Below are 12,847 nucleotides of genomic sequence, written 5' to 3' on the forward strand. Positions count from 1 at the left end.
TCGCCCCTATCCTTCGATCCTGAAGTGATCGATAAAATCTCGATCCGGCTCGACGCCCAGTCCGGGGCCAGTCGGGATCGTGACACGGCCGTTGTTGGCCTTGACCTGATTTTGAATTTCCAGCGGAACGGTCAGCAGATCGTCCCGAAACTTGTTGTCCGTTGTGTCGAACTCCAGCATCGGCTCCCATGGGTGCAAACCGCCTGGAATTGCAGGCATTGCCGCCAGTAAATGCAGATTAGTTGTGACAGCGATGGCGCTACCCCAGACGTGATTTACGACCGGAGTGAAATGTGCGTGGCATAGGGCCATTACCCTGAGATACTCTGAAACACCGCCCAAAGCGCATACTTCTGGCTGCGCAATATCGATGCCGCGATTTTCAAGGAGACTGCGCCAAGCCCAGCGATTGAATACCGCCTCTCCGCCCGAGATGTTGACTTTCAGCGAAGTACGCAATTCTCGGTATCCATCCATGTCTTCTGGCGCGACGGGTTCTTCGAACCAATATGCGTCCAGTTCTTCCAGCGCCCGACCGACAAAAAATGCGTCCGAAGTCGTATAGGCGTGGTTTGCGTCGACCATAAAGGGAAAGTCGTCACCAACCCCGCGTCGAACAGCTTCACACAGCTTAACATCAGGCTTCGGGCCAAAGCCCGTTTTCATTTTGGTGGCGGTGAATCCCATCTCCTTGATCTTTGCGGCTTCATCCTCAAAACGGCTGGCCAGATTAGAAATCGGTTCTTCCCGAAGCATCATGCCGTAGCCGTAGCAAGGAACGCTTGTGCGATGCGCGCCGCCGACAAGCTTATGGAGGGGGAGGCCAGAGACTTTGCCGGTGATGTCCCAAAGTGCGATGTCCACCCCGGACAAAGCCTGCATTGGCATTCCGCTTTGGCCATGGTCTCGCAAAAGGTTGTACACCTTGTGCCAGATCACGTCTTTGTCCAAAGGGTCCATGCCAAGGATCATTGGCTGGATGACCTTTTCCACGATGGATTTGTTGGCAATGGCTACGTTTCCGGGACCAAAGCACTCCCCCCAACCAGTTACCCCTTCATCTGTCTGAACCTCGACCAGATGGGTTGTACGCTTGTCGTAATACTGTTGCGAGTAGCCCAGAACTTCCGGCATGTCGTACTGCAGTACGTGACTTATTATTCTGGTGATTTTCATGAAGTTTTGGATCCCGGCACCGATCCGTAGAGGCCGCTAGTGCGGCCTCTACGTGTGTCGTAAGTCGGTCGCAGCCTGACTACTGCATTGCGCCCAGGTCACGCAGGAAGTTGATGTGGCTTTCCAGCAGCGCCTGTGCTTCAGGGGTCGTTGCGAACTCAGTCCAACCGACCTGAACGGCCGCGCGATAGGCTGCCAGATCTTCAGGCGTCCATTCGTACAACTGAACACCTTTTGCTTTCAGGTCTTTTGCTGTCTGAGCGTTCTGCACTTCGTTGATGGTCGCATTGTGCAACGCCAAGCTATCCATCGCGACTTCCATGATCTTCTTGTGGTGCGCAGGCATCGCTTCCCAAACGTCTTTGCGACATGCCAGGTGATCTGCAGGCATCGAGTGGAAACCGGGATAGTTTGTGTGACCTGCGATCTCGTAAAGACCCAGACCCACGTTGTTCGTCAGGTTCGCAGCATCCGCACCATCAATGATGCCGGTTTCCAAAGCCGTGAAGATTTCGTTGAAGTCCATCACGATCGGAGAAGCACCAAGTTCCGCGAATACCTTGGTTGCGAGGCCTGGAGGCGAGCGGAACTTCCAATCTTTGAAGTCTTCCACTTTTGCAATCGGCTTGGTCGAAGACAGCGACTCTGGCCCGGGGATCCACCATCCGATGAATTCCATGTCGTAGCCGTTGTACAGATCATTTACAGCTTCTCTTCCGCCGCCATGAAGAAGCCAGGCCATTTGCTGATAGGGGTTCTGATACCCGCCGAGCAGGTCGCCCGCAAACTGGAAGGCCGGATTTTTACCAGTCTGATAGCCGCCACCCGTCATGTCGCAATCCAGAATTCCGGTAGCTGCGGCGTCGAAGGTTTCAACTGATTTGACCACCGAAGAGGAATAGAACATTTCAACTTCGATTTCGCCGTTCGACATCTCCTGAATGTCTTCAACGAATTTTGCAGCCATCTGGCCAGACAGAGTTTCGGGCGAAAAATGGGTTTGAATTCTAAGCTTCGTGGTTTCAGCCATCGCGAAACCGGCTGCCATTGTCGTGGCTACGGCCGCCACGGCCGCTGTCTTGACTATTTTCATGTTGTCCTCCCAGACGTTGAGCGTTGCGCGGAGAGGGAGATCTTGCCGCCTCCTTTGCCGTCACGCAGATAAACGTTAAGCCGACGAATCGAATGCAACAAGAAGAATTTGAAATTTCTAAAAATTTCGAGATTCTTGCGTAAACTCGAAAATAGGCTTAGGACCCTACTTGGACAAAAATTGAAGGCGCATACCGGGATGAAAGAAGAAGTCGATATTTATCAGGACCTTAAGATGCGCCTCATCTCGAATGGATTCGAGCATGGAGCAAAGGTGCGGGCCGAAGAGTTACGTAAAGAGTATGGCTGTTCTGCGAGTGCAGTTCGCGAAGTCCTTTTTCGATTGTCCGCTGTAGGGTTGGTGGACTTTCAGGAACAAAAAGGTTTCCGCGTGCCAATGCGTTCGCCGCAGAAGCTTATCGAATTGACACATGTCCGAGTTTTGTTGGAGGCCGAAGGTACCGCAATGTCGATCCGCAGTGGCGGGGTGGATTGGGAAGCAAGACTGACGGCCGCGCATCACAAACTCAGCCATATCGAAAAACGCATTCACGCCACAGACGACCCGAGCGGCCTTATCGAGATATGGTTTGCATCGGAGAAGGAGTTTCACCAAACGCTCATTTCTGCCTGTGGCTCGGAAACCTTAAAACAAATGCATGGCCGAGTTTACGCGCAATTCAGACAGCAGTTGATGGTGGCAGACCGGAACTTTGAGTTCATTTCTCAGAACATAAGACACCATGCCGATATACTTGAGGCAGCATTGTCAGGGGATGAGCAGTTAACACGGGAGAAAATTCACGATCATCTGAAACGCCACCTAACTGGAAAGACGATGGGCGACTAAAGCCGAAAATCGTCTTCCAAATACACCCGAATGATTTCGTCGAAGCTTGATTCCGCCTCGAACCCCAACTCCAGAGCGCGATCTGTTTGAAAGTCGCGCGGCCAATTTTTGACTATTCGTTCGATTGCCTCGTCGGGTTCTCGCCTGACAAGGCCAACTGCATCTTGACCGGCCACGGCGCGCAGCGCCTCGATTTGTTCGGCGACGGTGCAACTTACACCCGGCATGTTCACCGCGCGTCTGTCATTCAAAAGCTGCGTGTTCATTGTTGCCGCGTGGGTCAAAAAAGTAGCGGCGGCGCGGGGGCTGGCGTGCCAGTGGCGAACAGTTTCGGCAACAGGCAAGACAACCTCAACCCCATTCAATGGCTCTCGGATTATACCTGAAAAGAAGGACGAAGCGGCAGCGTTGGCTTTGCCAGGGCGCACACACAAAGTGGGTAAGCGCAAGGAAATACCGTCGATATATCCTTTCCTGCTGAAATCCGTGATCATCAATTCAGACGCTGCTTTCTGCGCTCCGTAACTTGTCAAAGGTGCCGAGAGGAACTCATCGCTTATCTTGTCGGGGAACGGTGCCCCGAAAACTGCTATGGACGAGGCAAAAACCAGACGAGGTGTGTACTCGCCTCCGGATGCCTCGTGTTCATCCTTGAGTGCGTTCAGCAGTGTCCAGGTTGCCATAAGATTGACATCCCAGCCCAACGCAAAGTCTGTCTCAGCTTGGCCTGAAACGATAGCTGCAAGGTGGAATATGACGTCCGGGCGCTGAGCTGCAACAGACTTGGCGATGCCTGACGTGGTCAAGCTCCCCTCAATTTGCTTACCTGGCGCACTGTCGAGCGGGAATGAGAGATCGAACAATGAGAGTTGAGCATCTGCTCCAAAAGTTTCTTGGGTCGAAATGCGGTGGGCCAGTTTCTGGCCAAGCATTCCTCCACCGCCTATAACAAGGATCCGCGTCACAGCATTCCGTTCCGTTTTTTGAGTTCCAGATACAAAGCCGAATGATCCAACTCGGCCCCATCCATTTCGTCTATCAGATATTCGAAACGGTCGCGCACGGATTGGGTGCCGGGTAGCTCGACCCCAAGGCTGCGCGCTTCTTCTAGCGTGTTGTCCAAATCCTTCAATTGAAACTTAGACAATCCTCCGGGGACAAAATTTCCATCAGACATGCGTTCGCCATGTTGTTGTAAGATAATGCTATCCGCAAAGCCCCCTTTCAGTGCGGCCCTCAACGCGATCGGGTCTGCACCGCCTTGTTGAGCCAGCAATGTCGCTTCGGCGACAGCCGATATTGTCACAGCGACAATTGTTTGATTGGCCAATTTACACAATTGACCAGAACCACTTGGGCCAACATGCACAGGGCGCCCCATTGCTGTCAGAACCGGTCGCACGCGCTCCATAACGTCCTGATCGCCACCGACCATGATCGCGAGGGTGCCAGCTTCGGCACCCTTGGTGCCACCGGAAACCGGGGCGTCCAGATGCTGCACCCCCATCAAGGACAATTGCGCGGATTGCTCTCTGGCATGTTCGGGTTTGGCGCTGGACATATCAATCCAGATCATCCCTGGTTTGAGTTGTTCGCGGAAAGCCTCGTCAGAAAGTAGCGCGCGGGTCGCGTATCCATCCGAGAGCATCGCTATTATTACGTCTGCACCCGAAATCGCCAGCGGGGCAGTTTCCGCCAACGTCGCGCCTTCTGCTGCTAACGGTTTTGCCTTTTCTAAGCTGCGGTTCCAAACAGTGAGCGGAAATTCCGCGCGCAAAATATTCCGCGCCATGGGGGCACCCATCAGGCCGGTTCCCAACAGAGCCACTTTGAACTGCTTGCTCATCATCTACGTCCTTCCCAAGGTGCGCCACGCATGGTTATGGCCAAACCAAAATCTCTGTCATACGCTAACGGCTCTGGGCCCACATGCCAGAAGTCGTTGCTAGACCGCCAAGGTTTCTTTGCTTTTCGGTTGATCTGTGGAACGAAATAACACGTGTTCAACCGCCACCTTATGAGTCGGAATGTTTATATGTTAGAAAGGCTTAAGGAGAAGCGCGACCTATCCATAGCCACCTCACAAGGGATCAGAATTGCAAGCACGATTGCATCGGCAAGAAGGGGTGCGAAAGTCTATGCTACGGATATAAACTCCAAAAATCTAAATTCGATTCGCGGTCAGAATCTCGAAAATCACGAAATTTTCGAGATGAATGTGGCGAATAATAGCAGTATTCATCATGGGGTCGCGCGATTGAATCCAGATGATTTGTTCAACGGCGACGGGTTCGTGCATCACGGAACTATTCTTGATGCAACGGATGGTGAATGGGATTTCGCCATGGACCTCAATCTGCGCTCAATGGTGCGCACGACAAAGGCTGCCGTTGTTGGGGTGACGAAATTGGTGACCGTGGATTTCATAGCGCAAGGAATTCGGTGCAATTGCATTTGCCTAGGAACAGTCGACAATCCCAGCTCGTGTGACCGCATAAAAGCGTTGGGCGAGCAGCTGGGCGGCAGAGAAGAAGCGCTCGCTCAATTCGTGGCGCGTCAGTCTGCCGGGCGTATAGCGAAAGCGGAAGAGATTGCTGCATTGATCGTCTATCCGGCATGGGATGAGAGTGCATGCACCACAGGACACACACGTAAAATTGACGGAGGTTGGTCAGCCCAATGACAAAAGTATCAAAGGACGATCTGCGATCTCGTAAGTGGTTTATGAATTCCGAGAACCTTGAGATGACTGCATTGTATCTGGAAAGATACCTGAATTACGGGTTGACCCGTGGGGAGCTGCAATCAGGCAAACCGATCATTGGCATTGCTCAAACCGGAAGTGATTTGAGCCCATGTAATCGGCATCATATCGAGTTGTCCAAACGCGTTCGCGACGGAATCATCGCCGCCGGGGGAACGTGCATCGAAATACCAGTCCACCCGATACAAGAAACCGGTAAGCGGCCAACGGCCTCACTTGACCGCAATCTGGCTTATCTGTCCTTGGTTGAGAGTCTATTCGGGTATCCGATTGATGGCGTTGTTCTTAACATTGGTTGCGACAAGACCACGCCCGCACTTCTTATGGCCGCTGCGACTGTCAACATCCCGGCGATCGCCCTGTCGGTCGGCCCCATGCTTAACGGTTGGTGGAAAGGTGAACGCGCTGGATCGGGCACGGTTATTTGGAAAGCGCGCGAAGACCTTGCGGCTGATGAAATTGACACCGATGAGTTCATGGAAATCGCAGCCGCCGCAGCGCCTTCGGTTGGTTATTGCAATACGATGGGGACAGCAACGACCATGAATTCGCTTGCCGAGGCGTTGGGTATGCAATTGCCCGGATCAGCAGCCATACCAGCCCCGTATAGAGAGCGCGGTCAAATCAGTTATGAAACCGGTAAACGTATTGTGGACATGGTCTGGGAGGATCTACGCCCCAGCGATGTGATGACACGTCAGGCTTTTGAGAATGCGATTGTTATAAACTCGGCGATTGGTGGATCGACGAACGCGCCAATCCACCTGAATGCAATCGCCCGGCATCTTGATGTTCCATTGAACAACGACGACTGGCAGAAACTTGGCCACGACGTTCCACTGTTGGTTAACATGCAGCCTGCGGGTGAGTATCTGGGCGAAGATTACCAACAGGCCGGGGGTGTTCCCGCCGTTGTCGGAGAGCTGCTTGATGCTGGATTGCTGCCGCATCCAGATGCGACAACGGTGAACGGCAAGACGATTGGCAATAATTGCTCGGCGCGCCGGTCTCAGAATAGCGAAGTAATCAAGCCAGTCGGTAGCCCGGTTAAGCAACAGGCGGGGTTTATCAATCTCTCGGGTAACCTGTTCGAAAGCGCGATTATGAAGACATCTGTGATCTCCAAGGCATTTCGAGAGACCTACCTGTCGAACCCGGATGATCCAAATGCGTTTGAGGGCAGGGCGATTGTGTTTGATGGGCCTGAGGACTTTCACCATCGGATCGATGATCCCGCAGAAAACATCGACGCAAACTGTATTCTGATTATGCGCGGAGCAGGGCCAAAAGGATACCCGGGTGCCGCAGAGGTCGTGAACATGCGTCCGCCCGCATATTTGATAAAGCAAGGCATCGAAGCCCTTCCTTGCATCGGTGATGGACGGCAATCCGGTACATCAGGAAGTCCGTCTATCCTGAATGCTTCACCCGAGGCTGCAGAGGGTGGTGGGTTGGCCTTGGTGCGAAATGGTGACCGACTGCGCATCGATCTTGGCAAAGGCTCAGCAGATATGCTGGTTTCGCTCGAAGAGCTGCATGAACGCGCCCGCGATCTGGAGGCAAAGGGTGGGTATGCAATGCCGCCCAACCAATCCCCGTGGCAGGAAATATTCCGCGAAAAAGTAGATCGTTTGGATCGCGGTATGACGCTCAAGGGCGCAGAAAACTACCGCGATATCGCGCGAGCCTTCATGCCACGCGATAACCACTAAAAGGAACAGAAATGAAACTTGTTCGTTACGGAGCCGAGGGCTCGGAAAAGCCGGCCCTGATCGACTCTGAGGGTCAATTGCGGGATCTGTCCGCTCATATCCATGATATTGCGGGGGATACGCTGGATGATGGAATGCTTGATAATTTGCGCTCATTGGATCCGAAAAACCTGCCAATTGTGGAGGGTGATCCTCGTATCGCGCCGTGTGTCGGTGACATCGGTAAATTTCTTTGCATCGGTTTGAACTACTCGGACCATGCCGCAGAAACCGGCGCAGATATTCCCGAGCATCCAATACTTTTTTTCAAGGCTAACTCAGCGGTCATTGGGGCATATGACGATGTTGTCATGCCGCGGGGATCTACACACACCGACTGGGAATGCGAACTGGGGGTCGTCATCGGCAAGACGGCCAAATACGTTTCCAAGGCCGACGCGCTCGAACATGTTGCGGGCTATTGCATCGTAAACGATGTGTCAGAAAGGCATTTTCAAACTCAACTGACCGGTCAATGGACCAAAGGCAAGTCTTGCGACACATTTGGCCCTACCGGCCCGTGGCTAGTGACCCGGGATGAGGTGCCTGATCCCCAAAGCCTTGGTATGTCATTGGATGTAAACGGTCAGCGCAAGCAAACCGGGAATACTGCTACGATGATCTTTTCCGTTGCCGAGATCATTGAGCATCTAAGCCAACTTTTCACACTGCACCCCGGTGACGTCATTTCAACTGGAACACCGCCCGGTGTCGGAATGGGGATAAAACCGGAACCAGTTTATCTTAAAAAAGGCGACGTGATGGAGCTTCGCATCGATGGACTTGGTGTTCAGCGGCAAAAGGTCGGCCAAGATGACTGACTTGTTGCAAATCGGAGGGATCACAGAACGGATGCGAGAGCGCCTGTCAGCAGCGTTCGACATTCATCAATTGGACGATTTCAACGCGGAAAGTGTTACGCATATCGTTACGAACGGGCACGATGGTGTTCCTCATGACCTGATGACATCACTCAGTAATCTGAAGATGATCAGTGTCTATGGGGTCGGCTACGACGCCGTCGACGCAAATGCAGCAGCTGAGCGCGGGATTGTTGTGACGCACACGCCCAATGTTTTGAACAAAGAAGTCGCAACCACCGCCCTTCTGCTGTTTCTGTCATGTTATCGAGAGCTCATACGTGACGATGATTACGTTCGGTCCGGACGGTGGGAAGTTGAAGGCAATGCCCCTTTGACGCGATCAGCCGACAATCAAAAAATAGGCATTCTTGGTCTTGGTCGCATTGGTCAGGCGATCGTTGATAAGTTGGAGCCGTGGGCCCCCGAAATTTCTTATCACACCCGCAATCAAAAGGATGTCCCATACCGGTATTTCGACAATTTGGTTGAAATGGCAGAACATGTGGACGTCCTCATATGCATCACTCCCGGCGGTCCGTCGACGAATAAGCTGGTCAACGCTGAGGTGCTGCGCGCGTTAGGGGCAGGCGGCACTTTAATAAACGTTAGCCGAGGTTCGGTCGTCGACGAAACTGCCCTCATCAATGCATTGCAAAACGGTGAGCTCGGGTGGGCGGGGCTTGATGTTTTTGAGGACGAACCGCGTGTTCCAAAAGCATTGCGCGAGCTGTCCAATGTCGTTCTGCTCCCTCACGCTGGTAGCGCGACTATTGAGACGCGTGCAGCAATGGGTGACCTGACTGTCGACAATCTCCTGCAACACCTAAAGGACGGATCGGTGATCACAGCTGTGCCGGAATGCAGGGATCTGTAAAAGGCCAATCTGAATAGTGTTTGAGTTTGCTGTTGCGGTTTTCTTTCTGCTGATTACGCCGGGCCCAGGTGTTTTAACAACTGCAGGCATTGGATCAGCATTTGGTTTTCGAGCTGGACTAGCTTTTGTGGCCGGTTTGATGCTGGGCGGGTTCATCAACATGATGTTGGTTGTCTCCGGAGTCGCTGCGGTAGCTTTGGCTATTCCGGTGCTTAGAACTTTCCTGCTATTCGCCTCTGTCGGGTATTTGGGATTTCTCGCCTGGCGTATTGCTAGCGCTGGCTCAAAGGTCGGGTTTTCCCCTGCGGTCACGCCACTTGGGTTTGCGAACGGGCTGACACTTCAGTTCATTAATCCCAAGGCTTACGTGGTCGGCACAGCATTGTTTTCAGGGTTTGCCTTTTTGCCCGATGCGCCCGTTTGGGAGGTCGTCATAAAAATCATAGTTTTCAACATGATTTGGGTGCCAGTGCACATGATCTGGCTGGGTGCCGGCGCAAAGCTGGGCAGCCTTGATTTGAGCGAGAGATCGCATCAAAGGATCAACTTTGCGATGGCGGCTTCGTTGATGGTTGTTGTGGTGATTGCATTGGCGTCGGCGCTATAGACGGCATCTACCGTCAATCGTGCTTAGCAGACGATTGAACGCCACAAATCAAAGTGACGCCGTTATTCCACCATCGACATAGAGAGTATGTCCATTGACGAAACTGGAAGCGGGGGAGGCAAGGAATATGGCGGCACCGACAAGTTCTTCTACATTGCCCCAGCGACCGGCCGGGGTACGTTTCTCCAACCATGCACTGAACTCTGGGTCAGCAACCAATGCGGCGTTCAAAGGTGTATCGAAATACCCGGGCGCAATGGCGTTGCAGTTCAGACCATACTTAGCCCAATCAGTAGCCATGCCTTTTGTAAGGTTGGTCACGGCACCTTTTGTCGCCGTGTAAGGCGCAATACCCGGTCGTGCCAATGCGGATTGCACCGATGCAATGTTGATGATCTTACCTGACTTTCTTTCAATCATGTGCCGTGCCACAGCCTGACCGACGTGAAAGACGGACGCTACATTTGTCTGAAGCAGGCGCTCGAACGCATCAGCAGGGAAATCCTGTAACTCCGTCCTATGTTGCATTCCGGCGTTGTTTATCAGGATGTCTATGGGTCCGACGTTCTCTTCAAAGTTATCCACGGCAGATCGGACACCTTCATGATCTGTCGCATCGAACGAAAGTTCACGTACTGAGGCGCCTGTTTCGCTCAACTCGGATGCGGCTGTTGCTAGTTTCGCGGTGTCGCGCCCGTTCAAAACGACCTGCGCACCGGCTGCAGCCAAGCCACGAGCCAACGCAAATCCAATGCCTTGGCTAGAGCCCGTTACGAGTGCGCGTGTTCCCTTTAAATTGAACATTTCAAGCGTCATGCAAAAATCCCTTGGTTGTCAGCACCGACTATCCGTATCTTTTGGCAATCTGTATAGGGAGTCCGTGCAATGTCTTCGGCTAGTGTTGCTGTTGTTATCCATGCCGCAAAAGATCTGAGGTTGGAAAACCGGGACGTTTACGACGTGGGGCCAGACGAAGTCTTGATCGCCATGCGCGCGGGTGGGATTTGCGGCTCTGACCTACATTATTACAACCACGGTGGTTTCGGTGCGATCAAGCTGCGTCAACCGATGGTGCTAGGACATGAAGTCGCCGGGGAAATCGTGAAAGCTGGGTCAAGTGTGGAGGGGCTACACCTTGGTCAACTGGTTGCAGTTTCTCCATCCCGCCCTTGCCAAACCTGCATCTATTGTCTGAACGGGCAGCAAAACCACTGTCTTGATATGAAGTTCTATGGCAGCGCGATGCCGTTTCCACATATCCAAGGCGCTTTTCAAAGCAAACTCGTGGCGAAAGCCAGTCAATGCGTTCCGGCAGACGGGTTGAGCCCTGCGCAGGCCGCCATGGCCGAACCTTTAGCGGTCTGTTTGCACGCGATTAAACAAGCCGGGAGCCTCCTGGGTAAAACGGTACTCATCACGGGATGCGGTCCGATCGGCTGCCTCACGATCTTGGCGGCGCGTCGTTCTGGGGCGGCCAGAATAGTGGCGACGGATATCTCGGACCAGACCCTCGCTCTGGCGCGTGAATGCGGGGCAGACGATGTCATCAACACCTACGCCGATCCGCAAAAACTGGAGCAGTTTGAAAAGGACAAGGGCCAGGTTGATGTCCAACTGGAGTGTTCTGGTGCTCAATCGGCTCTGGCTTCTGGCGTCACATGCTTGCGACCAGGTGGAACATTGGTTCAGCTTGGTCTGGGCGGAGATATGACAGTGCCGATGCAGGCGTTGACTGCAAAAGAGATAGTGCTTCGCGGGTCTTTCCGTTTCCATTCCGAGTTCTCAGTCGCGGTCGAGATGATGCGAAGCGGACTAATAAATGTCGACCAATTGGTGACGCATTCCTTCGAGGTTGGCGAGGCCGTCACTGCTTTCGAGGTTGCGTCTGATCGAAGCCAATCAATGAAGGTGCAGTTAACTTTTCCGGATAGTGACAATGGATAGACGAACGCGTGATATTGCAAAGACTTATGAACGAGATGGTTTCGTAGCTCCTCTGGATATCCTTACAGCTTCAGAGGTCCAAACGCTGCGCGATGATTTTGAGAAAGCAGAGCGCATTCTCAGAGACGACCCGGAGAAACTCAAGCTTCTGTATTCCTATCCGGACAGGCTGATACCATCATTCGATGCACTTCTGCGCCATCCGAAGCTGATTGAAGCTGCTTCAACGGTGTTGGGGCCGGACCTCATGGTTTGGAGCGGTGCACTTTTCGTAAAAGAAGTGCGGTCATCGAAAATAGTCTCGTGGCACCAAGACTTGACCTATTGGGGATTGGATGATGCTGAAGAAGTTACGTGCTGGGTTGCGATTTCAGAAGCGTCTGAGCAAAGCGGGTGTATGAAGTTTCTTCCTGGCAGCCACAAAAGCCGTATCGTGCCTCACGTGGACACCTTCAGTGAAAACAATCTGTTGTCACGTGGGCAGGAAATCGCAGTCGATGTGAACGAAAAAGATGCAGTCGCTGCCGAATTGCGTGCTGGGCAGGCGTCCATGCATCACGGGCATCTTTTCCACGCATCAGGGCCCAATAACACAGACGATAGACGCATCGGTGCGGCGTTGCGTTTCATAAAGCCCTCAATGAAACAGCAAAACGGCGTGAAAACTTTGGTTGCGCTAGTTGCTGGGCGAGATGATTTTGGGCATTTCTCAGTTGCGTCCTCCCCTAAGGGATTTTTGCATGAGGAGGATTTCGTTGTGTGTCAAAGGGATGCAGACCGCAAGAAACAAATACTCTTCGCCGGAGTGAAGTGACGCCCTACGCAAGCTCAGAACCATTGTTGCATCAACCAAGAAGCCGAACTGGATAGCGAAAACTGGTGGATATTTAGAAGGGTCTAGTCAGAAGAACTTGGATAGAAGAGTG

General features: G+C 52.8%; 13 protein-coding genes. 8 read left to right on the forward strand and 5 right to left on the reverse strand.

Features of this window, described 5'->3' with window-relative positions; genetic code table 11:
• Positions 1 to 6: 6 nt before the first annotated feature.
• A complete protein-coding gene (locus ACR0KL_RS04045) occupies positions 7 to 1,176 on the reverse strand; it encodes a mandelate racemase/muconate lactonizing enzyme family protein (protein ID WP_170677402.1) in 1,170 nt (389 codons plus the stop codon).
• Between the two features lie 79 nt (positions 1,177 to 1,255).
• Positions 1,256 to 2,269: a TRAP transporter substrate-binding protein gene (locus tag ACR0KL_RS04050; protein WP_170376099.1), complete on the reverse strand. Its 1,014-nt coding sequence runs from the start codon at positions 2,267 to 2,269 to the stop codon at positions 1,256 to 1,258.
• A gap of 198 nt (positions 2,270 to 2,467) precedes the next feature.
• Here ACR0KL_RS04050 and ACR0KL_RS04055 point away from each other — a divergent pair, with 198 nt between their 5' ends.
• A complete protein-coding gene (locus ACR0KL_RS04055) occupies positions 2,468 to 3,118 on the forward strand; it encodes a GntR family transcriptional regulator (protein ID WP_170376101.1) in 651 nt (216 codons plus the stop codon).
• Here ACR0KL_RS04055 and denD read toward each other — a convergent pair.
• On the reverse strand, positions 3,115 to 4,050 hold the full coding sequence (denD, locus tag ACR0KL_RS04060) for a D-erythronate dehydrogenase (protein ID WP_480554621.1): 936 nt from the start codon (positions 4,048 to 4,050) through the stop codon (positions 3,115 to 3,117). The two genes, ACR0KL_RS04055 and denD, sit on opposite strands and share 4 nt — an antisense overlap.
• A gap of 29 nt (positions 4,051 to 4,079) precedes the next feature.
• Positions 4,080 to 4,964, reverse strand: a complete 885-nt coding sequence (locus ACR0KL_RS04065; RefSeq protein ID WP_480776657.1) for an NAD(P)-dependent oxidoreductase — start codon at positions 4,962 to 4,964, stop codon at positions 4,080 to 4,082.
• A 189-nt stretch (positions 4,965 to 5,153) separates the two neighbouring features.
• On the opposite strand from ACR0KL_RS04065, the gene ACR0KL_RS04070 reads away from it, so the two are divergent.
• Genes ACR0KL_RS04070 through ACR0KL_RS04090 form a run of 5 tightly spaced genes read left to right on the forward strand, consistent with a single transcriptional unit; the run spans position 5,154 to position 9,977 of the window.
• Positions 5,154 to 5,801, forward strand: coding sequence for an SDR family oxidoreductase (locus ACR0KL_RS04070; RefSeq protein WP_480776658.1), 648 nt, complete (start codon positions 5,154 to 5,156; stop codon positions 5,799 to 5,801).
• Complete coding sequence (locus ACR0KL_RS04075) at positions 5,798 to 7,594, forward strand: IlvD/Edd family dehydratase (RefSeq protein WP_170677411.1); 1,797 nt, start codon at positions 5,798 to 5,800, stop codon at positions 7,592 to 7,594. Before ACR0KL_RS04070 ends, ACR0KL_RS04075 begins: the two co-directional genes overlap by 4 nt.
• An 11-nt stretch (positions 7,595 to 7,605) precedes the next feature.
• Complete coding sequence (locus tag ACR0KL_RS04080; protein WP_170677413.1) at positions 7,606 to 8,454, forward strand: fumarylacetoacetate hydrolase family protein; 849 nt, start codon at positions 7,606 to 7,608, stop codon at positions 8,452 to 8,454.
• On the forward strand, positions 8,447 to 9,370 hold the full coding sequence (locus ACR0KL_RS04085) for a 2-hydroxyacid dehydrogenase (protein ID WP_170677415.1): 924 nt from the start codon (positions 8,447 to 8,449) through the stop codon (positions 9,368 to 9,370). Before ACR0KL_RS04080 ends, ACR0KL_RS04085 begins: the two co-directional genes overlap by 8 nt.
• 16 nt (positions 9,371 to 9,386) lie before the next feature.
• Positions 9,387 to 9,977: a LysE family translocator gene (locus ACR0KL_RS04090; RefSeq protein ID WP_170473609.1), complete on the forward strand. Its 591-nt coding sequence runs from the start codon at positions 9,387 to 9,389 to the stop codon at positions 9,975 to 9,977.
• A 48-nt stretch (positions 9,978 to 10,025) separates the two neighbouring features.
• Here the strand turns inward: ACR0KL_RS04090 and ACR0KL_RS04095 are convergent, their stop codons facing one another.
• Positions 10,026 to 10,793 (reverse strand): SDR family oxidoreductase, encoded by a 768-nt coding sequence (locus ACR0KL_RS04095; RefSeq protein ID WP_170677417.1) that lies wholly within the window; start codon positions 10,791 to 10,793, stop codon positions 10,026 to 10,028.
• A 69-nt stretch (positions 10,794 to 10,862) separates the two neighbouring features.
• On the opposite strand from ACR0KL_RS04095, the gene ACR0KL_RS04100 reads away from it, so the two are divergent.
• Together ACR0KL_RS04100 and ACR0KL_RS04105 are read left to right on the forward strand one after the other, a co-directional pair.
• Positions 10,863 to 11,921 carry an L-idonate 5-dehydrogenase gene (locus ACR0KL_RS04100; protein WP_170677419.1) on the forward strand — a complete coding sequence of 353 codons (1,059 nt, stop codon included), beginning with the start codon at positions 10,863 to 10,865 and terminating at the stop codon, positions 11,919 to 11,921.
• Positions 11,914 to 12,735 carry a phytanoyl-CoA dioxygenase family protein gene (locus tag ACR0KL_RS04105; RefSeq protein ID WP_480776659.1) on the forward strand — a complete coding sequence of 274 codons (822 nt, stop codon included), beginning with the start codon at positions 11,914 to 11,916 and terminating at the stop codon, positions 12,733 to 12,735. The genes ACR0KL_RS04100 and ACR0KL_RS04105 overlap by 8 nt, the downstream gene beginning before the upstream one ends.
• The last annotated feature ends 112 nt before the right edge of the window (positions 12,736 to 12,847 follow it).

The organism is Ruegeria sp. C8, from assembly GCF_056537565.1.

Excerpts from the sequence above, each read along its gene's own strand:
- ACR0KL_RS04055 (WP_170376101.1), top strand. The coding sequence starts at position 2,468 with ATGAAAGAAGAAGTCGATATTTATCAGGACCTTAAGATGCGCCTCATC.
- ACR0KL_RS04105 (WP_480776659.1), top strand. The coding sequence starts at position 11,914 with ATGGATAGACGAACGCGTGATATTGCAAAGACTTATGAACGAGATGGT.
- ACR0KL_RS04095 (WP_170677417.1), bottom strand. The coding sequence starts at position 10,793 with ATGACGCTTGAAATGTTCAATTTAAAGGGAACACGCGCACTCGTAACG.
- denD (WP_480554621.1), bottom strand. The coding sequence starts at position 4,050 with ATGCTTGGCCAGAAACTGGCCCACCGCATTTCGACCCAAGAAACTTTT.
- ACR0KL_RS04100 (WP_170677419.1), top strand. The coding sequence starts at position 10,863 with ATGTCTTCGGCTAGTGTTGCTGTTGTTATCCATGCCGCAAAAGATCTG.
- ACR0KL_RS04080 (WP_170677413.1), top strand. The coding sequence starts at position 7,606 with ATGAAACTTGTTCGTTACGGAGCCGAGGGCTCGGAAAAGCCGGCCCTG.
- ACR0KL_RS04075 (WP_170677411.1), top strand. The coding sequence starts at position 5,798 with ATGACAAAAGTATCAAAGGACGATCTGCGATCTCGTAAGTGGTTTATG.
- ACR0KL_RS04045 (WP_170677402.1), bottom strand. The coding sequence starts at position 1,176 with ATGAAAATCACCAGAATAATAAGTCACGTACTGCAGTACGACATGCCG.
- ACR0KL_RS04070 (WP_480776658.1), top strand. The coding sequence starts at position 5,154 with ATGTTAGAAAGGCTTAAGGAGAAGCGCGACCTATCCATAGCCACCTCA.
- ACR0KL_RS04050 (WP_170376099.1), bottom strand. The coding sequence starts at position 2,269 with ATGAAAATAGTCAAGACAGCGGCCGTGGCGGCCGTAGCCACGACAATG.
- ACR0KL_RS04085 (WP_170677415.1), top strand. The coding sequence starts at position 8,447 with ATGACTGACTTGTTGCAAATCGGAGGGATCACAGAACGGATGCGAGAG.
- ACR0KL_RS04065 (WP_480776657.1), bottom strand. The coding sequence starts at position 4,964 with ATGAGCAAGCAGTTCAAAGTGGCTCTGTTGGGAACCGGCCTGATGGGT.